This is a genomic window from Pseudomonas sp. McL0111, from assembly GCF_052567255.1.
The window spans coordinates 5,555,079-5,575,462 of sequence record NZ_CP199585.1 but is presented as its reverse complement, the minus strand read 5'-3'; the positions used below and the strand labels follow the sequence as shown (position 1 = coordinate 5,575,462).

Genomic DNA, 20,384 nt, shown 5'->3' with positions numbered 1-20,384 from the left:
CGAGCAGGCTCACTCCCACAGGGGGATTTGTGTGGGGAATCAGATTTCGAGCACTTCCATCTCGCGCAAAACATCGCCGACAGCGGCCACCGCTTCGCGCATTTCGTCCGGGGTCACGTGGCCGATGCAGCCGACCCGAAAGGTTTCAACCTGGGTCAGTTTGCCCGGGTAAAGGATGTAACCCTTGGCCTTGACCCGTTCGTAGAACTCCTTGAACTGGTAGCGCGGATCTTTCGGTGCGTGGAACGTGGCGATGATCGGCGCCTGAATTGCTGCCGGCAGGAAACTGCTCAAGCCGAGCTTGGCCATCTCTTCCATCAGCGCCTGGCAGTTGGCCGCGTAACGGGCATGACGCGCCGGCAGGCCACCTTCTTCGTTGTATTGCAGCAGGGCTTCGTGCAGCGCCGCGACCACATGGGTCGGCGGGGTAAAGCGCCATTGGCCGGTTTTCATCATGTAGCTGTGCTGGTCAAACAGATCCATCGCCAGCGAGTGGGAGTTGCCGGCAGCGGCGGCCAGCGACTCCTTGCGAGCGAAGACAAACCCCATCCCCGGCACGCCTTCCAGGCATTTACCGGAAGCGGCGATCAGTGCATCGAAAGGGATTTTTTGCGCGTCCACCGGCAGCGCGCCGAAGGAACTCATGGCGTCGATGATCAGACGCTTGCCGTGTTGCGCGACGACCTGGGCAATTTCCGCCAGCGGATTGAGGATGCCGGTGCTGGTTTCGCAGTGGATCAGCGCGACGTGGGTGATGTCGCCGTCGGCACGCAGCAGGCGATCGACGTCGGCAGCGGTGGTCGGTTCGTCTTCAGCAGTTTCGAAAGTGCTGAACGAGCGGCCGAGCACTTCGCAGATTTTCGCCAGACGCTTGCCGTAGGCGCCGTTGATCAGCACCAGCACTTTGCCGTCGCGCGGCACCAATGTGCCAATGGACGCTTCGACAGCGAAGGTGCCGCTGCCCTGCAATGGCACGCAATGGTGGGTCGCGGCGCCATTAAGGATCGCCAGCAATTGTTCGCAAAGGCTGGCGGTCAGTTGATTGAAGCGGTCATCCCATGACCCCCAGTCAACCATCATTGCCTGACGGGTGCGGGCCGAAGTGGTCAACGGGCCGGGAGTGAGCAGGATGGGTGCGGCAATACTCATGCTTGTGTCCTCGCAAAGCGCTGTGGGATGAAGCTACGGGGCATAAGTTGCAATTCGGCGTTCCATCAATCAAATTGTTTGTTGTTATGCCAGCCATCAGTGAGAGTTATTCATGAACCTGTTCCAGCTCCGCGCTTTCGACGCCGTGGCCCGTGAGGGCAGCTTCACCCGCGCTGCCGAGCGGCTGTTCATCAGTCAGCCGGCGGTCACCGGGCACATCAAGGCGCTGGAGGAGCACTACCAGATCACCCTGCTGCGGCGTACGGCACGACGAGTGGAGCTGACCGAGGAGGGCACCAAACTGGCGGCGATCACCCGGGCGATGTTCGGTCTGGCCGAAGAGGCGCAGACCATGCTCGAAGCCAACCGCCAGTTGCTGACGGGCAGGCTGGAAGTGGCGGCGGACGGCCCGCACATGGTCATGCCGATGCTTGCGAGCCTGCGTGCGCGATATCCGGGGATCACGGTCAATCTGCGGCTGGGCAACGCGCAGGAAACCCTTGGTGCATTGTTGTCCGAGCATGCTGACGTCGCGGTATTGACCGAGGTTGAACCGCGTAAAGGTCTGCATTTGCAGGCGCTGAGCGAATCGCGAATCTGCGCTTTGGTACCTGCGGGGCATCCTTGGGCGCAGCGCTCGTCCGAGCTGAAGTTGAAGGAGCTGGATCAGGTGATCATGGTGCTGCGCGAGCCGAGTTCGATCACTCGGCGCACGTTTGATCAGGCTTGTGCGCAGGCGGCGGTGCATCCGCGGGTGTTGCTGGAACTCGATAGCCGCGAGGCGGTGACCGAGGCGGTGGCGGCAGAGTTGGGGGTGGGCGTGGTGTCATCGGTGGAGGTCAGCCACGACCCACGGGTGGTGGCGATTCCAATTGTCGGCGAGGGGCTGGTGAATCGGCACATGATCGGGTGTATGGAGCGGCGACGGGAATTGCGCCTGATTCAGGCATTCTTCGGGCTGGCACCAACCTGATTCCGAGGCGCCTTCATCGCTGGCAGTGTCTACACAAGACTCTCGCGTACCATGTCGAGGAAAGTCGCCACCACCCGCCGCGAACTCTGTTCACGCAAGCACACCAGCGTCTCGGTCAAGCGCCGGGTACAGTCAATAATCGGCAACGCACACACCCGCGAATCCGCGCCAAATTCCGCCGCCGACACCACACCCACGCCAATCCCCACCACCACTGCCTCACGCGCCGCTTCCCGGCCTTCAACCTGAATCGCCGGACGAATGCGAAACCCTGCGCGAGCCATTTCCTCTTCCAGCGTCTGCCGAGTAACCGAGCCGATTTCCCGCAGCACCAACGGTGTGTCGTCCAGGTCTTCGAGGCAGATCGAATCGCGCTCGGCCCACGGATGATTGCGCGAGACGAACGCGACCATCGGATCGTTACGCAACGGCACACACAGCAGGCGTTCATCACTGACATCACGCCCAAGCAAGGCCAGATCCGCCTGATAGTTGAACAGCCGAAACAGCGATTCATCGGTATTACCCGTCTCGATTTTCACGCTGATTCCCGGATAGCGCTCGCAGAACCGCGCAATCTGCGGCAGCACGTGCACCGGCGCATCCACCGCCAGAATCAGGCTGCCGGTCTGCAATGCCTGAGACTCTTGCAGCAGTTCCTGCGCCTCGGCTTCTATGACAAACAGCCGCTGAGTGATCGACAACAGACGCTCGCCCAGATCAGTCAGGCGCACCGAACGTTTGTTGCGATGAAACAGCAAAACACCGAAGCGCTCTTCGAGTTTGCGCACTTGATCGGAAATCGCCGGTTGCGTCAGATAAAGCCGCTCGGCGGCACGGGTGAAGCTTCCGTGTACGGCGACGGCGTGGAAAGCTTTGAGCTGGGCGTGAGAGACGGACATCGTTACTCCGATTACAAAGTCAGTAACAAGCTGAGCTTATGTGTGAAATACGATAAATCGATTTTATTTATTAAACAGTAATTGCTTTGATCGGCTCACGCCAACGCTGACTGCTCGGTCGAGCAGCACGATGGCCATGAGCCTGTGCGTGCAACTGCAGGACTCATCTGACCGCAACCGCCCCGGACGAAGGGCGATTGCGCAGTGCTCAACAATAAAAACACAGGCGTTTTCTTCCAATTCTGCCGGCACACTCACACCCTGAGGTCAGAACCACAATGAACAAGCACATCGGCACCATCGCACGTTGGCGCGTGCAGATTTTTGCGATCACCTGGCTTGCGTACGCCGCTTTCTACTTCACCCGCAAAGCTTTTTCGGTGGCCAAACTGGGCATCGGTGAAGACCCGACCTTCATGCTCGACAAAATGGCCATGGCCAACCTCGACGCGATTTATCTGGCGGCTTATGCCATCGGCCAATTCACCTGGGGCATGCTCGCCGACCGCTTTGGCCCAAGGGTCGTGGTGCTCGGCGGGTTGCTGATCTCCGCGGCGGCGGCGCTGGTGATGGGCAGTTACGCGACGCTACCGATCTTCGCCACCTGCATGTTGATTCAGGGGCTGGCGCAGTCCACCGGTTGGTCGGGCTTATGTAAAAACCTCGGCAGTTTTTTTCCGTCCGAACAGCGCGGGCGCGTGCTCGGGCTATGGAGTTCCTGCTATGCATTTGGCGGTCTGGTGGCATCGCCGTTTGCCGGATGGTGGGCGTATACGCTGGTCGGAACCTGGCACGCGGCGTTTATTTCCAGTGCAGCGGTGGTCGCGGTGGTCGCAGTGTTGTTCTTCATCTTTCAGCGCGACAAACCGGAAGATGTCGGCCTGCCAGCGGTGGAGCCAGAGCCTGTACTAAGCGCTGAAGAAACTGAGGCCAACAGCAAACTCAGCGTCTGGGAGCCCTTGAAGGAAATCATGCGCAACCGCACGGTGCTGGTGCTCGGGCTGGCGTACTTCATGCTGAAACCGGCGCGTTACGCGATTCTGCTGTGGGGCCCGGTGATAGTTTTCGAACAAATGCCCAGCGTTGGCAAAGTCGGCGCGGCGATCATTCCGACCTCGTTTGAGCTGGCCGGGCTGCTCGGCCCGATCATGATCGGCATGGCTTCGGACAAACTGTTCGGCGCCCGACGCATGCCGGCCTGCGTGATCAGTCTGCTGGCACTGACCGTGACGCTCGCGTTGTTCATGGGCGCCTTGCACACCGGCAGCGTGTTGTTGGTGGTGGCGCTGCTGTTTGTCATGGGCCTGACTTTGTACGGACCGGACTCGATGATCAGCGGTGCGGCCGCCATCGACTTCGGCAAAGCCAAGGCGGGCGCCACCGCTGCCGGATTCGTCAACGGCTGCGGCTCGGTCGGTGCCGTACTCGGTGGCTTGCTGCCGGGCTATTTCGACTCGGTGACGGTGTTCATCGTGTTCGCCGGTTGCGCTTTGTTCTCGGCGCTGGTGCTGATTCCACATTGGAACAGTCGCCCGGCCGGCGTGATGGAACCGCGTGCGTCGATCCCCAATCGTGCGTTGACAATCAAACCCCTGCGTACCTGAAAACCTTTGCCTCGCGGCCTGCTGCGGCATTCGCGGCAGGCTGTGTCGTGGCCAGATGACTGGAGAATCCCATGAGACCGTTTTGGCTGGAGCAGGCCTTGCAGGCCGACACGTCCGAGACTTGCCCGCCGTTGCAAGGCGAAGTGCGCAGCGATGTGTGCATTGTTGGCGGCGGCTACACCGGGTTGTGGACGGCAATCATGCTCAAACAACAGAACCCGGAACTCGATGTGCTGCTGATCGAAGCCGACATCTGCGGCGCCGGGGCCAGTGGTCGCAACGGTGGCTGTGCGCTGTCGTGGTCGGCCAAGTATTTCACCCTTGAGCGCTTGTTCGGTGTCGAAGAAGCGGTGCGCCTGGTCAAGGAATCCGAGCGCAGCATTCACGCCATCGGCGAGTTCTGCGAGCAGTACGGCGTAGATGCCGATTACCGCCTCGACGGCACGCTGTACACCGCGACCAACCGGGCGCAGGTCGGTTCGACCGATGCAGTGATCGCCGCGCTTGAGCGCAACGGTATCAACTCGTTCACCCAGCGTCCGCTCGCCGATGTGCAGCGTATGGCTGGTTCGGCCAAGCATCTGGAGGGCTGGTTCTCGCCGGCGGCTGCCAGTGTGCAACCGGGCAAACTGGTGCGCGGATTGCGTCGGGTGGCGTTGCAGCTTGGTGTGAAAATTCACGAAAACACCGCGATGACCGGTCTCGAAGAAGGAACCCCAGCGCGGATACAAACCGCCAACGGCAGCATCGTTGCCGACCGCGTGGTGCTGGCGATGAATGCGTGGATGGCCCGGGCGTTTCCGCAGTTCGAGCGCAGCGTGGCGATTGTTTCCAGCGACATGCTGATCACCGAACCGCGCCCGGATTTGTTGCAGGAAATAGGCTTGACCAGCGGCGTCACCGTGCTCGACTCGCGAATTTTCGTGCACTACTACCACAACACTCCGGACGGCCGGATCATGCTCGGCAAGGGCGGCAACACTTTCGCCTATGGCGGGCGGATGTTGCCGGTGTTCGATCAGCCATCGCCGTATGCCGGGTTGCTCAAGCGCAGTCTCGGCGATTTTTTCCCGGCGTTCGCCGACGTCAAAGTCGATGCGACCTGGAACGGTCCCTCGGATCGATCCGTCACCGGGTTACCGTTTTTCGGGCAGATGAGCGCCAGTGGCAACGTGTTTTACGGTTTCGGCTACTCCGGCAGCGGTGTCGGCCCGTGTCACATGGGCGGGCAGATACTTGCCTCGCTGGTGCAAGGGCTCGATAACCCGTGGACACGCTCGCCACTGGTCAACGGGCCGCTTGGCTACTTCCCGCCGGAGCCGATTCGCTACCTCGGTTCATTGATGGTGCGCAACGCCATCCGCCGCAAGGAGCGCGCCGAGGATCACGGCAACCGCCCCCGACATCTGGACGTGCGCCTGGCGAAGTTCGCCGCAGCGGCGGGCAAGGCTGATAAAGCCTGAAAGGACACCTCAATCCTGTAGCTGCCTGTGCAGTAAGGTCGACTGTGGCAAGGGGATTTATCCCCGTTGGGTTGAGAGGCGACCCTGAAATCTGAGTATGCGGTGTATCAGTTTCACCGCGTACTCAGCTTTAACGACTGCTGCGCAACCCCCAGCAGCGTCTTGCGCTGCGGCCCGTCCAGAAAACCGGCGAAGTCACTGGCCATCACCTTCGCCGAGGCCAGGGATTCGCCGTCACTGACAGCGGAGCCTTAGTCCTCGCCAGCCACTACGGCGTGACTCCGGGAGCGGGCGGGGTGATCGCCAGCGGGCACGACACGGCGACGATCATCAGCGGGATGTTGAATGATCATTCGTTGAAGGTGGATACGGTTTGACCTGATCGTTGAACAACAAAACCCGCCGCCCCGGTTGATCGGGACGGCGGGTTTTTTTATGTCTGGAAGAAATTGGGTGTCTGTTACCCAGCCTTCGCGAGCAAGCTCGCTCCCACAGTGGATTTGTGATGGTCACCTATTTTGTACCCGACAAAGATCCCCTGTAGGAGTGAGCCTGCTCGCGAAAGCGGCCTGACAGCCACCCAATCCCTTGCAGGTTCACTCAATCCCTGTGGGAGCTGGCTTGCCAGCGATAGCGGCCTACGAGCCGACCACCCCCTCACTGATGCACCCGTCCCAAATGTGGGAGCGAGCTTGCTCGCGAAAGCGGTGTATCAGCTGTCCCTAAACGTAATCCGACGCGCATGTTTAAAGTACACGAACCGTTACGCCATAAAGGCTACAACGCCTTGCGCCGTTACCTACGCGTACGCCAGAATCCGCCGGCTTACACGACTATGGGCCGGGCTATATCGTTTGCCTGTCACTGCAAAACAGTGATCGGGTTTGGTAGCCCGTTACATTACAGTCGTGTACTGCCATTTTATAAAGTCCGCTTTTGGGACTCTGTTTTTATGGTGGCCATGCGTGGGGCTCCTTCGGGAGCGCCGGGTTTACTGTTTTGTCCGGTCTACCAACCCACGCATGGCCGCCACCCTTCGTTTGGTAGCGAGAGTGATGGCTCCTCATTATTTAAAAACAGTGAGTCACCTATGTTCAAAGCCACACCCAATCCCCCAGACACAGACCCGATCCCGTACGATCCAGCCCTCGACCCCCAGAAGATCAAAGAGGCGACCGATCGCGCCATCAACTTCTACCTCAGCCCTGGCTCACTGAAGGTCTCGATACCTTCAACACCGTTACGCAAGTCGAGCAGGATCTTCCTCATCGATCCCACCGTGGACGAAGAAACACTGCTCGTCGAAGCCTGCGAATCATTAGCGGCTGCCAGCGACATGGCCCGCGATATCGGCAGCGCGCTCGACGACTCACAGCGCCGGGCCATGCTGATGCTGCATCAGGTGATCATGTTGAGTGAACTCATGGTGAACCGGGTACTGGATAGCCGCCGCTTACCGAACTAGTTACCCGGTATCCCTGTAGAAGCTGCCGCAGGCTACGATCCTTTGATCGCAGCCTGCGGCAACGACAGGAAGTCATTCTTTCAAAGTACCTCGATGGGTACTTGTCCGGAGTTCCAGCTGATGCCCGAAACTACACCCAACCCGCCGATAACGGATTCGGTATCGCCGTACGAATCCCTCAACTCAAGAAAACTCCACGAAGCCGCCGAACGTGCCCTCGACCACTACCTCACTCCCGCGCAAATCATGGCAACTCCCTACACCCCCAGCAGCATGTTCATGGTCAACCCGCAAACCGACACCGAATCCCTGCTGGCCAACGCCTGCGAATCCCTGGCTTCGGCCACGGTGATGCTCGGTGATTTCGCCGGAACACTGGAGGGGCCGGGTCGCAACACGGCGCTGGGCATTGCCCAGGTTGTGATGCTGGGGGAGTTGGCGGTGAATCAGGCACTGGATAACGTTGTGCCAAAGGAATAGGCGCAACAGTTACGGCCTCATCGCGAGCAGGCTCACGGTTATACGCCCTACAAAGATCGCCTGTAGGAGTGAGCCTGCTCGCGATGGTAACCGATCAATCAAACGGCTTATCCCCTCGCCAAGACCGGTTCGGCGCAGGTTAGAGAACCGGGTGCAGGAGCTGGGCAAGCCCGAAGGCCTCACCCTCGCTGTCGCTGGCTTTTATAAGAATGCCACCTTGGCGCACGGACGCCTCGGCTTGGGCGAGTCCATTTAATTACAGGGGTGGCGTTTTCAGCGTTCGGCGCTGTTGAGCAGCCAGTCCAGTAGCAGGCTGCTTTCCGGCTCTGGGTGCGTATCGCGTGGTGGCGTATGGCGTTGGGTGCCGAGGCACAGAATCGGGCGGTCCGGGTCACTGTCGAGAAAACTCACCCACACTTCGCTACCGGCGCGCGGCAACTCGTGGGGAGCGATACGGCCGTTGGCGCTGGTCAGGGCAATCGACAGCCAGATGCCGTCATTGGTTTGTACCTCTGGCGAGGGCCACAGACTGACACCGATGCGTCCCTGGTCATCCATTTGTGGGGGCTGCCCGGGTGAGCCGAGCACTCTCGCCAAGTGATAGCCGGCAATATTCGGGCGTGGCTGTTTCAGCGCTGGGCGAAAATCGGTGGACCACGGCTGGGCGGTGAAATCGTTGTGATAGCGGCGGCTGGCAAGCGTGGGCTCGAGGATCGATGGCTGCTGTCCTTGATGCCGCAGTTCGGTGATCAGCCATTGCTCGTTGAAACTGCTGACCGGGTGTTCCGTGACTTGTAGCAAATGTCCGCTGAGTAAATCGGTGCAGTTGCTACGACCCTGAATCGAACGATAGTGGCAGCGCTGGCGCTCCAGATAACGACGGCTGCGTTGTTCTGCATGACGTTGTTCGGATGAAGCGCTCAGCGGCGCAGGTCTGGGTACATTTTGATTGGCCGCATCCTCGATGAAAGCCTGTTGCCCACGATTGCGAACACTTTGTGTGGTCATGACTGGTGGTGGGTCATGACGCTGGAACAATGCACTGACGCACGGCGATGATGCGTCTTCTGTATCGAAAGCAATCGTCAGTGGTTCCTGCGGCAGGCTCTGACTGTCATCGGCAAACACCACGACGTGCCCGCCCGGCTGATGTTTGAAGTGATAGTGGAGGCCTTCCTCTTCACACAGACGTTGCAGCAAATCCAGCGCGCTTTCATCGTACTGAATGCAGAACGGCCGGGCAGGGTAATGGCCGACGGTCAGTTCGATTCGGTAACTGTCTGCCGGCACGGCATGCTCGGCGAGCAATTGCTCAAGGATCTGCGGCACGCTCGATTGCGTAAACACCCGGCGTTCAAGTGTTTGTGCCAGATCCAAAAGGTACGGCACCAATACCAGACGATAGCCAATTCGATGTGTGCCGCGATGTTCGCAGCTGACACTGTGGATCACGCCGTGAATCCCGTGATGTTTATCCAAGTGCAGAAACGCCGGTCGCTGCAAGAGCTGATCGGGAGGCATGGCAGGCGCCAGGCCAATCACCTCGATCTCGAAACGGAAAGGCTGATTGAGTGCTTCCAGGCCACTGAACCGCAGTACCGGCAGGCACAGTTGGCTGTCGGTCAGGGTCAGGGTAAACGGACTTTCCTTGTCATTGCGCATTTGCACGGGCTCTGTAGGCAATACGGATGACAGAGGGTACGAAACCGCGCGACCGAATGGTCATGACCAATGGGCTTTTCAGAATCGCCCTACAAGCTGTGGTGAAGATGTCGATTCATCGATGTGTTTTTTTGGTCGATTGCCGACTTTAGGCCGTATAAACTTGGCGCCATGCGTCGGCCAATAGATGTCTCGGCGCCACAGATCAAGAGAGTGAGTAATGGGCGCACAGTGGAAGGTTAAACACAAAGAAGCGGCATCCAACGCCAAGGGCAAAATCTTCGGCAAACTGGTGAAAGAAATCACCATTGCTGCCCGCAACGGTGCAGATATCGCCACCAACGCACACCTGCGTCTGGTCGTTGAACAGGCTAAAAAAGCCTCGATGCCCAAGGAAACCCTGGACCGCGCCATCAAGAAAGGCGCGGGTCTGCTGGGCGAGACCGTGCAATACCATCGCGTGACCTACGAGGGGTTCGCCCCGCATCAGGTGCCGCTGATCGTTGAATGCGTGACCGACAACATCAACCGCACCGTGGCGGAAATCCGCGTGGCATTCCGCAAGGGTCAACTGGGCGCCTCCGGTTCGGTCACCTGGGATTTCAACCACGTCGGCATGATCGAAGCGTCCCCCGATACCCCGGACGCTGATCCGGAAATGGCCGCTATCGAAGCCGGTGCACAGGATTTTGAAGAAGGCGAAGAGGGCGCGACCCTGTTCCTGACTGAACCAACCGACCTCGACGCCGTGCAGAAAGCCCTGCCGGAGCAAGGCTTCACCGTGCTGTCGGCGAAACTCGGCTACCAGTCGAAAAACCCGGTCAGTGGCCTGAGCGATGAGCAGATGGCAGAAGTTGAAGCCTTCCTTGAAGGTCTCGACAACCATGATGACGTGCAGGATATGTTTGTTGGTCTGGCTGGCTGATTTACGGTTTCAGTAAGATTGCTATCGCGGGCAAGCCCGCTCCCACAGGGTTCGCGTCGTATACAACATGTGTGCACGCCGCTGAACCTGTGGGAGCGGGCTTGCCCGCGATTGACCGCGTAGCGGTCACAGTTTCTGCAATACCGCTACAACTTCGTTGAACCCCGGCCGTGCCAGCACATCCGGCTGACAGCAACGCTGCACCAACCCTTCCAGCCCCCCGCGCAACTCATCACTCAACCCCGAGTCGATGCGCACCAGCAATTCCTCCAGCAAAATCCCGAAGGCCCGCACTTCGATGCGTTGCAGCGCTCGGGTTTCCAGCGTGTCCTCGGTGGCATGGAATGATGCGCCACCAAAATCCCCAAGCAGGCAATCGCCCTGGTCGTTCAACATGATGTTGTGACCGTAGAGATCGCCGTGGGTGATGCCTTGCTGATGCAGATGTTCGGCAGCCGAGGCAATGCCGCGGGCGATGCGCAGTGCGACGTCGGTAGTAAAACGGCAATCCTCGGTGTAAACATCACGCGAGCAGGACGCCAGGCTCGGCAGGGCCGCGAGGTTGCGATAGCTCGGGTCGATCAGTTGCATCACCAGCCCTTGCTGCCCGTCAGGATGACCGCTGATGCGACCTTCGACGCGGATCAGATTCGGGTGCAGCCCGGCGGTAATGCAGGCATTCATTTCGTGCAGCGGCGAACCGTCGCTGGTCATTTCACCTTTATAGATCTTTACCGCCACCGCTTGCGATGAGTGATCGGCGCGTTGCCAGATCGCCCGGGAAATCACCCCCGAAGCGCCTTCGCCCAAGCGCTCCTCAAGACGCAGCGCCGACCAGTCGATCAGCGGAGTCGCTTCAAGCGCGGCGGCATCGGCCTCGGTTTCCAGCGGATTGCCGGCGTAGGCCAGCCACGTCAGGCTCGGCAATGTCAGCAGCCACTGCGGCAACTCGGTGAATTGGTTGGCGGCGATGCGCAGCAGTTCCAGCCGATGACAATTGCTCAGCGATGGCGGCAGCGTTTGCAGACGATTGCCGGACAGCATGAACTTTTGCAGCAATGGTCGCTCGCCCAGCTCAGAAGGCAGGGTTTCGATGCAGTTATCGGTGAGGATCAGCCAGCGCAACAGCGGCGGCAGGGCGGCGCCCGGGACGTTGACGATGCGATTGGCCCTGAAGCCGATCATCGTCAGCGCGGCGCATTGGCCGATGCATTCGGGCAACTCGGTGAACTGGTTATCAGAGCAGAACAGCACGCGCATGCGGGTCAGGCGATGCAAGTCGTCGGGCAGGCTACTCAGGGCGTTGCCGCTGAGATTGAGCACTTCCAGCGTATCGGCCAGATTGAAGATCTCCGGCGGAAACTCGGTCAGACCGCAGGACAGATCCAGCCGAGTGATGCCCGACAACTCGCCGGCGCGCAATTGAGCAAGGGTATGCATGTATGAGTTCGCAATAAAGAGGTCGCTGAGAATGGCCGACATGATAGCCGCAAAAGCTCACTAAAACTGTGGCGAGGGAGCTTGCTCCCGCTCGGCTGCGAAGCAGTCGCAATTGCGGCCACCGTAGCGTGTCAGGTAAAGGGTATCGTCAACTTTCGGGCCTGCTGCGCAGTCCAGCGGGAGCAAGCTCCCTCGCCACAGAGGATTTGTGGCGGTCAGTCTGGTTTGTGTTTTTCCTGTAGTTGCCCCAAACGGCTACGCGTGCGAGCCAGATCGATAGCATTGCCACCGAGGCTCTCGTGCAGCGGCATTGGGCTGAGCAGGGTCAGGTGCTTGTCCTGATCGTAAAGCACGTCGATCAGGTTGATGAAACGTTGCTGCGCGGCGGTCGAGCATTCGCTCAATTGCGGTAGATCGTCAATGATCCAGCGGTCGAAGCGTCGGCACAGTTCCAGATAATCCATCACCGCCATCGGTTGCTCGCACAGATCATCGAAGGTGAAACCGACGCTGCGGTCATCACACAGGCGCGCCTGAAACTGCCGGGTGCCGACGGTCAATGGCAGTGCCGGCGCGTTCTGCTGCGGCAGATTCAAGGTCTGGCGTTGCGCCGCCGAGGCGGGCCACACGTAATTGCCCTGGGTGAACAGCTGATGCGCATGATTGCGCGCCTGACTGCGGTAATCGTGTGGGCCACCGACTTCCATCACCTGCATACGAGTGTTGATCAGCTCGATCACCGGTTTGAAGCGCGCGTGATAGAGCGGATTCGGCAGCAATCCCTCGGGCGGGTAGTTAGAGGTCACCAGCAACAGAATTCGGCGCTGGAACAATGCCTTGAACAGCCGCGTGATCAGCATCGCATCACCGATGTCATGCACATGAAACTCGTCGAAACACAGCACTCGGCAGTCCTTTAACTGCTCATCAAGGGCGGCGGCAAGCGCGTCATCCTGCTGGCGATGGCGGAACATGTCCTGATGCAACCGGGCGAAGAACTCATGGAAATGCAGACGCTGTTTTTGCTCGATGGGCAGCGCCTGAAAAAAGCCATCAAGCAGCCAGCTCTTGCCGCGCCCGACGGCGCCATACAGGTACAGACTCGGCGGCGTTTTTGTATTGGCGCCGAGCAGTACGGCCGCTTGCTGCGCCATGCAGTCGATCACCCGTTGCTGTCCGTGGCTAAGGGTGTAACCCTGGTCGAGCGCCTTGTGCCGGAAATAATCGCGGATGGTTTGGGCGCCGTCATCGTGACCGGCATTGGCCGGCATGCCCTTGCCCAACAGGCGGCGCAGCACCGGCCAGCGTTGGCTCAGGCGCGGTCGATTGGGCGGGCGGACGGTCACTGGGCAATCACTCCGTATCGGTCAAACCGGCTCCCCAGAGCGCGGCGGCGTAGTTTAACTGGCCGGCATCCCGACGTTCCATTGCGCTTGGTCGAGACTGGGCGATAACTGAACACATTCCAGATGTTGCCAACCTTTCGAAACATATCCCGACAGACCGATGGATCCAAGCGACTGGCGGATTCGTGGTCCGTTGCTAACCTGAAACACAGTAACGCTATCCGGGCGACTCCCTGACAAGGAATGGGGCAGTGAATGCACGTGTGGTCATGGGATTGTTGGCAGCGCTGGTTGCACCCGCTTATGCAGCGGAGCTTCAGGTCGAAGTGCGTGTGGATGTACTGCGCGGCTGCCAGTTGATCGGCCAGCAGCGCGGGGCGGGTATTGAGCAACTGGGTGTGCTGGATTTCGGCAGCACGGCGCGACTGGATGATCCGGCCGGGCCACTGGGCGCGGCGCTGCTCAATCAGCGCTTGCCGCGTCTGGAATGCAACCCTGATACGCCGTATCAGATGCGCGTCGATGGCGGCCTGCACGGCGGTGTCGGTGAAGTCCGTTACATGGCGGGTGGTGCTGGCGGTGTTCCGATCCCTTACAAGTTGTATCGGGATGCCGCACGACAGGTGCCGCTGATGGTCGATGTGCCCATCAGCGGGCGGGTGCCGGACAGTGGCAGCGTGGAGTTGCCGTTGTATGCACGGATCGAACAGTTGGCGCAGGTGCCGCGGGTCAGCCGCTATTCGGATCTGGTCAAGGTGACGGTCACCTGGTGAGTACAGGGTTACAGATGGCAACCCGGCGGATTCGGGCTGCGCAAGGAAGGAGCGCTCAATGACGAGCGTGGTGTTCGATAGATCCTGAAGGAGTAGGGGCGGGCGCAATGACAAGCAAGTACTGGATGGTCGTCGCCGCAGGTTCGCTGCTGTTGCTCGCCGAGGATGCGCAGGCGATGGTCAGCGGGCAGATCCACGCGCGATTGATCCTGATCGCCGCGTGCGAAGTGACCAACGGTGCCAACCCCGGCAGTCCGGTCAGCGACTTTGGCACCCTTGATTTCGGTCAGCAGGGGCCGACCTGGAGTGCGCCGATCAAGGCCAGCCTCGACAACGACAGCAGCGGCAAACTCAACGTTGCCTGCAACCCTTCGGTCACCGGCTTCACCGTCACCATCAACGGCGGTACTCACGGTGACGGCACCACCCGGCGCCTGAGCAATGGCCGCCAGACCATCCCTTATCAACTGTTTCTCGATGCCTCGGGCAGGCAGAGCTACAGCATTGGTCAAACACACAATTTCGCTGTCACCAGCGGTGCGCAGATACCCATTCCGGTATTTGGCTCGGTGGTGGCGAATACCCGCGCGGTTCCGGCAGGGGTCTATACCGACACCCTGACGGTGACGCTCGACTGGTAAAACCGTAGAGGACGGACACCATGCGTATTGCATCAAGGATTGGTTTGTCGCTGCTTGGCCTGGCGCTGGTTTCCAGTGCCAACGCCGCCACCACTGTCACCGGCCAGATCACCTCCAGCCTGATCCTGATCAGCAGTTGCCAGGTCAACGGTTCCGGCGGCTCGACTGGCTTGAACTTCGGCGCGTTGAACTTCGGCACCGCCAACAGTCTGTTCACCACGGCCACCGGGCAAGTGCTGGGCGGTGGCGGCGGGGCGCTGTCGATTCTCTGCTCCAGCGGCACCACTCCGACAGTCAAGGTGCGTGCCGGCGCCAACGATGGGAAATCTCCGGGTGGCACGCGGGCGCTGTACGACGGGGTCGCCAACTATGTGCCGTACGACTTTTACACCGATGCAGGGCATTCGCAGCTGCTTGCTATCGACGGGACGATCAACCTCGCCGCCAGTACGGGTGTGGCACAAACGGTGAACATCTACGGTCAGGCGGTGGGCAAGGCCGGATTGCCGGCGGGCACCTACACCGACACTGTCGCCGTCGAACTGACGTTCTAGTGTCATGGTCCGCCATGGCTGTGCCGCGCTGCTTTTGCTCTGCGCAGGCAGTGTGCCGTCGCCGCTAACGGCCGCGACCAGTCAGAGCTTTCAGGTCAGCGCGACGGTGACGCCAGGATGTCTGGTGGTTGGCGGCGTATCGAACTATGGCGCGCTGAACTTCGGCTCGCGTTCGGCGTTGGCCACCGGCACCGTGCAAGTGGCGCTGACCGGCGGTGTGCAGTTGCAATGCACGCCGGGAGTGACGCTGAACATGAGCGTCGATGGCGGCCAATACAACAGCAGTGGGCGGCACATGCAGCTCAACAGCGGTAGTTCGCGGGTGGCCTATGCGCTGTTCCGCGATGCGGCTTACAGCCAGAGCCTGGGTATCGGCCAGAGCGTGGCGGTGGCTTATAGCGATGCGAACAACATCAGCCTGCCGATTTACGGTCAGGTGCAGTTACCGGGCAATCAGCCTGGGGGGACGTACAGCGACGTGTTGCAGGTGCAACTGTCGTGGTAAGGCGTAGTTTGAATTGCCGACAAGGAGCAGGTTGATGGGGGCAGTAACGTTACGACGCTTGTTCGTGCAGTGCGCGATGTCGGTTGGGGTCATGTTGGGGGCGGTCAATGCGCATGCCGCCAGTTCGGTGCTGATCTGGCCGATCGATCCGGTGCTGGAAGCCGATCAACAGGCCAGCGCGTTGTGGCTGGAGAACCGTGGCAACGAGACGGCAAACCTGCAAATTCGCGTGTTCGGCTGGAGCCAGAGCGGGTTTGAAGAGCAGTACCAGAACCAGCGCGATGTGATTGGCAGCCCACCAGTGGCGAAGATCGAGCCGGGGCAGAAACAACTGGTACGCCTGACCCGAACCAAAGACGTGCCGCCAGGTCAGGAACTGGCTTACCGCATCATCATCGATGAAATTCCTTCCGCTCAACCGCCCGCTGCCGACGGTGGCAAGACAGCGGCAGCAATCCGTTTCCAGATGCGTTATTCCGTGCCGCTGTTTGCCTACGGCGCAGGGCTGTGGAGCAAGGAAGACAGCACTCGCCCGCGTGACCCGAAAGGTATTGGCTTGCCGCAATTGAGCTGGCGCACCGTGGCGGTGGACGGTCGGCCGTTTGTCGAAGTGCGCAATCAGGGGGCGGTGCATGCGCGGTTGACTGATGTAGCGATCAAACAGGGCGGGCAGAGCAAACCGCTGGCCGAAGGGCTGCTGGGTTATGTGTTGCCGGGCGCTGTGATGCGCTGGCCGGCACCGAGTGCGTTGGCGCAGGAGTCGGCGTTGCAGGTGCGGGTCAACGGCGCGCCGCAAGTGCAGAGCATTACGCCAGCTCGGTGAGACGATTTTTGTTGGCGGAGGCATTTCTGTTGACGATGGACTCCTGTGGCGAGGGGATTTATCCCCGTCGGGCTGCGAAGCAGCCCCAGTCCAGCACACCTGTTCATCAGACAGAACAAGTTGAATGGCTTCACGACCGCTACGCAGCCGAACGGGGATAAATCCCCTCACCACAAAAGCTTTCATCACCGTGAAATAGTGCCAGGACAACAGTTGAATCAGGAGGATTCAGTCCAGTGACGGACGTAAACCGTGTATGAGCCGAGGATGGGCTCGTCGTATTCAGCGTCCGTTGTGGCTCATGACCGGCGCGTGTTGCCTGGTATTCGTTCAATCATCCGGGGCCGGCGAACTGCCGCCGCCGCCCAGCGGCATGGAGGCCGTCAGTGATGCTCAGTTGTTTCTGGAACTGGTGGTCAACCAGATGAATACCGGGCGGGTGGTAGCGGTGGGTCAGCGCGGCGGGCGCTTGTTTCTGCCAGCGACCGTGTTGCGCGAAACCGGGATGAAACTGCCTGACGGCGTCGGAGCCGAGGTCGATCTCGACAGCCTGTCGGGGATGCACAGCGATTACGACAGCGTCGGTCAGCGACTGCTGCTGGATGTACCGCCAGAGTGGCTGCCCGAGCAGTTTATCGGCAACCGCCAGGCGTATCCGCGCACGCCGGCGCTGAGCAGTTTCGGCGCACTGTTCAACTATGACCTTTATCTGAATGACACCGACGATGGCGGAACGTATCTGGCGGCCTGGAATGAAGTGCGGCTGTTCGACAGTTGGGGCACCTTGTCCAACACCGGGCAGTACCGGCGCACGTTGTCGGGGGATTCGGTCAATACGCTGAACAACGGTTATCTGCGTTACGACACCACCTGGCGCTTCTCCGATGACGAGCGAATGCTCACTTACGAGGCCGGTGACGTCATCAGTGGCGCGTTGCCCTGGAGCAGCTCGGTGCGGCTGGGCGGTGTGCAGTTCTCCCGGGACTTCGCGGTGCGTCCGGATCTGGTGACCTATCCGCTGCCGCAGTTTGCCGGGGAAGCGGCGGTGCCGTCTTCGGTGGATCTGTTCATCAATGGCTACAAATCCAGCAGCGCTGATCTGCAACCGGGCCCCTACACCCTGACCAATATTCCGTTCATCAATGGCGCCGGGGAAGCGGTGGTCGTCACCACTGACGCGCTCGGTCGGCAAGTCTCCACCACCGTGCCGTTCTACGTCACCAGCACTCTGCTGCAAAAAGGTTTGAGCGATTTTTCGGTGGCTGGTGGTAGCTTGCGCCGCGACTATGGTTTGAAGGATTTCAGCTACGGTCCCGGCGTGACTTCGGGCAGTCTGCGCTACGGCGTGAGTGACAGCTTCACCCTGGAAAGCCATGCCGAAGCCTCTGATTCGCTGACCCTCGGCGGCATCGGTGGCAACTGGCGCCTGGGCAACTTCGGTGTGCTCAACAGTGCCATTAGCCAGAGTCGTTTCGATGGCGACGGCGGCGAGCAACTGAGCCTCGGCTATCAGTACAGCAGCCAGCGCTACTCCTTTTCTTATCAGCGTCTGCAACGTCGCGATCAATACGCCGACCTGACCGTGGTCGACAGCCCTTACATCAGCCTCAGCCGCCGCAGCGAGCAGGTCACCCTGAGCGTCAATCTCGACCGTTGGGGCAGCCTCGGTGCCGGCTATTTCGACGTGCGCGCAGCGGATGATTCACGTACCCGATTGCTCAACCTGAGCTGGAGTAAACCGCTGTGGCGCAACAGCAGTTTCTATCTGTCGGCCAACCGTGAGATCGGTGACAGTAATTGGGCGATGCAGGCGCAACTGGTGATTCCGTTCGATTTGCGCGGCAGTCTGGCGGTCAGCAGCGAGCGCAGCAAAACCGGGCAAAGTCAGCAACGGGTCAACTACAGTCGTGCGGTGCCGACCGAGGGCGGGGTCGGTTTCAACCTCGGCTATGCCAAGGGTGACGGCGCCGATTACCGTCAGGCTGACGTGACCTGGCGCCTGCAAGCGGTGCAGTTGCAGGCGGGTGTCTATGGCACTTCCGATGCCGAAACCCGTTGGGCTGACGCCAGCGGATCGCTGGTGTGGATGGATCGGCAGGTGTTCGCCGCCAATCGCATCGACGACGCGTTTGTGGTGGTCAGCACTGACGGCTTTGCCAATATCCCCGTGCGTTACGAAAACCAGCAGGTCGGTCAGACCGACAGCAATGGCCACTTGCTGGTGCCATGGAGCAGTGCCTATTACCGCGGGAAATACGAGATCGATCCGCTGAACCTGCCGGCCAACGTGCGCAGCCCTAACGTTGAACAACGCATCGCCGTGCGGCGTGGCAGCGGTTATCTGCTGGAATTTCCGCTGACCCGGGTGGTTGCCGCGAGCATCGTGCTGGTGGATGCGCAACAACGCGAACTGCCACTCGGCGCTGGTGTGCTGCATGAGCAGAGCGGCACGCGCACGGTGGTGGGTTGGGACGGTCTGGTCTATCTGGAGAACCTTCAGGCAGACAACGCATTGCAGGTGAGTCTGGCGGACGGCAAGACCTGTCAGGTGAAATTCAGCGTGGACATGAACCAGACGCAGATCCCGCTGATTGGCCCGTTGGTGTGTCAATGACCGGTGCGCGGATTTGTCTGTGGCTGGTGCTGATGCTGCCGGGGGCGGCGCAGGCCTTGTGCTCGGTGGTCACTACCGCGCCAGCGGGATTTGGCTCGATCAGTTCGATTGCCGTGCGCACTACAACGCAACCCAGCTCGACGTTAAATGGCGGATTGAGTTGTACCGGTTCGCTGCTGTCATTACTGACCAGCAACGACCATTTCTGGGCGACGGTCACGTCGACTCAGAGTGGCTTGCTCGGGCCGGCGGGTGATGTGATCAGCTACACGATCTACGCCAACAACAGCACCAGCTATCCGCTGACTCGCGGCACCGCTTATGACTTCGCCCGCAACGGCATCATCGATGCCTTGGGATTACTCGGTGGCACGACGCCGAAAACCGTGCCGCTGTATCTGGGCACAACCATTGGCAGCAATGTCGCCGCCGGGGTTTACAGCGAAACCCTGAGCATTTTCTGGAACTGGAATTATTGCTCCGGGATCGGCATTGGCAGTGTCTGTCTCGGACGTGACATCAACAGCGGCACCACGACGTTGACGGTCAACATGACGGTGAGCAACGATTGCACAATCACTGCGCCGAACATCGCGTTCGGCAGTGCGCCGGTGATCAGCGCTTTCACTCCGGTCACCGGGCTGACCATCAACCTGGCCTGTACCAAGGGCAGCGCCTATACCGTGGGCCTGAGCGACGGGCAAAACCCGATCAGCGTCGGTGGCCGGCGGCGGATGATTTCCAGCGGTAACTATCTGGCTTATGACATTTTCAAAAGCGCCGGCACTACTCGTTGGGGGAGTGTCGGCAGCGCGCGACGATCCAGCACCGATGCCGAGGTCAATCCGGGCAATGGTTTGGGTACCGGCAGCCAGATCTTCAATTACAACGCGAAGATCTACACCGATCAGACCACGCCACCGGCCGGGACGTATCTGGATAATGTGGTGCTCGACGTAGGTTTCTGACGGTCAGTAATTTTCTTGAGCACCACAATACCTGTGGGAGCGGGCTTGCCCGCGAAGACGTCGGCACATCCATTGTTTCCAGTGGCTGACACACTGC

19 protein-coding genes are annotated in these 20,384 nt (G+C 60.1%); 13 read left to right on the top strand and 6 right to left on the bottom strand.

Going from position 1 to position 20,384, the window contains the following annotated elements; all coding sequences use genetic code 11:
* Positions 1–39: 39 nt before the first annotated feature.
* A complete protein-coding gene (locus ACTWLJ_RS25265; RefSeq protein ID WP_401215573.1) occupies positions 40–1,149 on the bottom strand; it encodes a 2-aminoethylphosphonate--pyruvate transaminase in 1,110 nt (369 codons plus the stop codon).
* 112 nt (positions 1,150–1,261) lie between these two features.
* Here ACTWLJ_RS25265 and ACTWLJ_RS25260 point away from each other — a divergent pair, with 112 nt between their 5' ends.
* Positions 1,262–2,122 carry a LysR substrate-binding domain-containing protein gene (locus ACTWLJ_RS25260; RefSeq protein ID WP_445178937.1) on the top strand — a complete coding sequence of 287 codons (861 nt, stop codon included), beginning with the start codon at positions 1,262–1,264 and terminating at the stop codon, positions 2,120–2,122.
* 29 nt (positions 2,123–2,151) lie between these two features.
* On the opposite strand, the gene ACTWLJ_RS25255 is transcribed toward ACTWLJ_RS25260, so the two are convergent.
* The gene (locus ACTWLJ_RS25255; protein WP_445178936.1) at positions 2,152–3,024 is read right to left on the bottom strand and encodes a LysR family transcriptional regulator; all 873 of its coding nucleotides are present in this window, start codon (positions 3,022–3,024) and stop codon (positions 2,152–2,154) included.
* Positions 3,025–3,302: 278 nt separating this feature from the next.
* Here ACTWLJ_RS25255 and ACTWLJ_RS25250 point away from each other — a divergent pair, with 278 nt between their 5' ends.
* Together ACTWLJ_RS25250 and ACTWLJ_RS25245 are read left to right on the top strand one after the other, a co-directional pair.
* Positions 3,303–4,628 (top strand): MFS transporter, encoded by a 1,326-nt coding sequence (locus ACTWLJ_RS25250; RefSeq protein ID WP_445178935.1) that lies wholly within the window; start codon positions 3,303–3,305, stop codon positions 4,626–4,628.
* A 71-nt stretch (positions 4,629–4,699) separates the two neighbouring features.
* Positions 4,700–6,091 (top strand): FAD-dependent oxidoreductase, encoded by a 1,392-nt coding sequence (locus tag ACTWLJ_RS25245; RefSeq protein ID WP_445178934.1) that lies wholly within the window; start codon positions 4,700–4,702, stop codon positions 6,089–6,091.
* A gap of 113 nt (positions 6,092–6,204) precedes the next feature.
* Here ACTWLJ_RS25245 and ACTWLJ_RS25240 read toward each other — a convergent pair whose 3' ends face one another.
* Complete coding sequence (locus ACTWLJ_RS25240) at positions 6,205–6,315, bottom strand: hypothetical protein (protein WP_445181413.1); 111 nt, start codon at positions 6,313–6,315, stop codon at positions 6,205–6,207.
* 866 nt (positions 6,316–7,181) lie between these two features.
* Here ACTWLJ_RS25240 and ACTWLJ_RS25235 point away from each other — a divergent pair.
* Both ACTWLJ_RS25235 and ACTWLJ_RS25230 read left to right on the top strand, forming a co-directional pair.
* On the top strand, positions 7,182–7,556 hold the full coding sequence (locus ACTWLJ_RS25235; RefSeq protein ID WP_445178933.1) for a DUF6124 family protein: 375 nt from the start codon (positions 7,182–7,184) through the stop codon (positions 7,554–7,556).
* A 120-nt stretch (positions 7,557–7,676) separates the two neighbouring features.
* The gene (locus ACTWLJ_RS25230; protein WP_445178932.1) at positions 7,677–8,036 is read left to right on the top strand and encodes a DUF6124 family protein; all 360 of its coding nucleotides are present in this window, start codon (positions 7,677–7,679) and stop codon (positions 8,034–8,036) included.
* Positions 8,037–8,309: 273 nt separating this feature from the next.
* Here the strand turns inward: ACTWLJ_RS25230 and ACTWLJ_RS25225 are convergent, their stop codons facing one another.
* On the bottom strand, positions 8,310–9,698 hold the full coding sequence (locus tag ACTWLJ_RS25225) for a type VI secretion system Vgr family protein (RefSeq protein ID WP_445178931.1): 1,389 nt from the start codon (positions 9,696–9,698) through the stop codon (positions 8,310–8,312).
* A gap of 220 nt (positions 9,699–9,918) precedes the next feature.
* Here ACTWLJ_RS25225 and ACTWLJ_RS25220 point away from each other — a divergent pair, with 220 nt between their 5' ends.
* Positions 9,919–10,623, top strand: a complete 705-nt coding sequence (locus ACTWLJ_RS25220; RefSeq protein ID WP_445178930.1) for a YebC/PmpR family DNA-binding transcriptional regulator — start codon at positions 9,919–9,921, stop codon at positions 10,621–10,623.
* Between the two features lie 126 nt (positions 10,624–10,749).
* Here ACTWLJ_RS25220 and ACTWLJ_RS25215 read toward each other — a convergent pair whose 3' ends face one another.
* Complete coding sequence (locus ACTWLJ_RS25215; protein WP_445178929.1) at positions 10,750–12,063, bottom strand: protein kinase; 1,314 nt, start codon at positions 12,061–12,063, stop codon at positions 10,750–10,752.
* A 215-nt stretch (positions 12,064–12,278) separates the two neighbouring features.
* The gene (zapE, locus tag ACTWLJ_RS25210) at positions 12,279–13,409 is read right to left on the bottom strand and encodes a cell division protein ZapE (protein WP_445178928.1); all 1,131 of its coding nucleotides are present in this window, start codon (positions 13,407–13,409) and stop codon (positions 12,279–12,281) included.
* Positions 13,410–13,660: 251 nt separating this feature from the next.
* On the opposite strand from zapE, the gene ACTWLJ_RS25205 reads away from it, so the two are divergent.
* The 7 genes from ACTWLJ_RS25205 to ACTWLJ_RS25175 all read left to right on the top strand — a co-directional run bounded on the left by ACTWLJ_RS25205 (position 13,661) and on the right by ACTWLJ_RS25175 (position 20,287).
* Positions 13,661–14,182 carry a Csu type fimbrial protein gene (locus ACTWLJ_RS25205; protein WP_445178927.1) on the top strand — a complete coding sequence of 174 codons (522 nt, stop codon included), beginning with the start codon at positions 13,661–13,663 and terminating at the stop codon, positions 14,180–14,182.
* Between the two features lie 107 nt (positions 14,183–14,289).
* Entirely contained in the window at positions 14,290–14,823 is a 534-nt protein-coding gene (locus tag ACTWLJ_RS25200) for a Csu type fimbrial protein (RefSeq protein ID WP_445178926.1), read from the top strand.
* A gap of 20 nt (positions 14,824–14,843) precedes the next feature.
* The gene (locus ACTWLJ_RS25195; protein ID WP_445178925.1) at positions 14,844–15,377 is read left to right on the top strand and encodes a Csu type fimbrial protein; all 534 of its coding nucleotides are present in this window, start codon (positions 14,844–14,846) and stop codon (positions 15,375–15,377) included.
* Positions 15,378–15,381: 4 nt separating this feature from the next.
* Positions 15,382–15,882, top strand: coding sequence for a Csu type fimbrial protein (locus tag ACTWLJ_RS25190; protein ID WP_445178924.1), 501 nt, complete (start codon positions 15,382–15,384; stop codon positions 15,880–15,882).
* Between the two features lie 34 nt (positions 15,883–15,916).
* Positions 15,917–16,705 (top strand): fimbrial biogenesis chaperone, encoded by a 789-nt coding sequence (locus tag ACTWLJ_RS25185; RefSeq protein WP_445178923.1) that lies wholly within the window; start codon positions 15,917–15,919, stop codon positions 16,703–16,705.
* Positions 16,706–16,961: 256 nt separating this feature from the next.
* Entirely contained in the window at positions 16,962–19,319 is a 2,358-nt protein-coding gene (locus ACTWLJ_RS25180; protein ID WP_445178922.1) for a fimbria/pilus outer membrane usher protein, read from the top strand.
* Positions 19,316–20,287: a Csu type fimbrial protein gene (locus tag ACTWLJ_RS25175; protein WP_445178921.1), complete on the top strand. Its 972-nt coding sequence runs from the start codon at positions 19,316–19,318 to the stop codon at positions 20,285–20,287. Before ACTWLJ_RS25180 ends, ACTWLJ_RS25175 begins: the two co-directional genes overlap by 4 nt.
* Positions 20,288–20,384 lie beyond the last annotated feature (97 nt).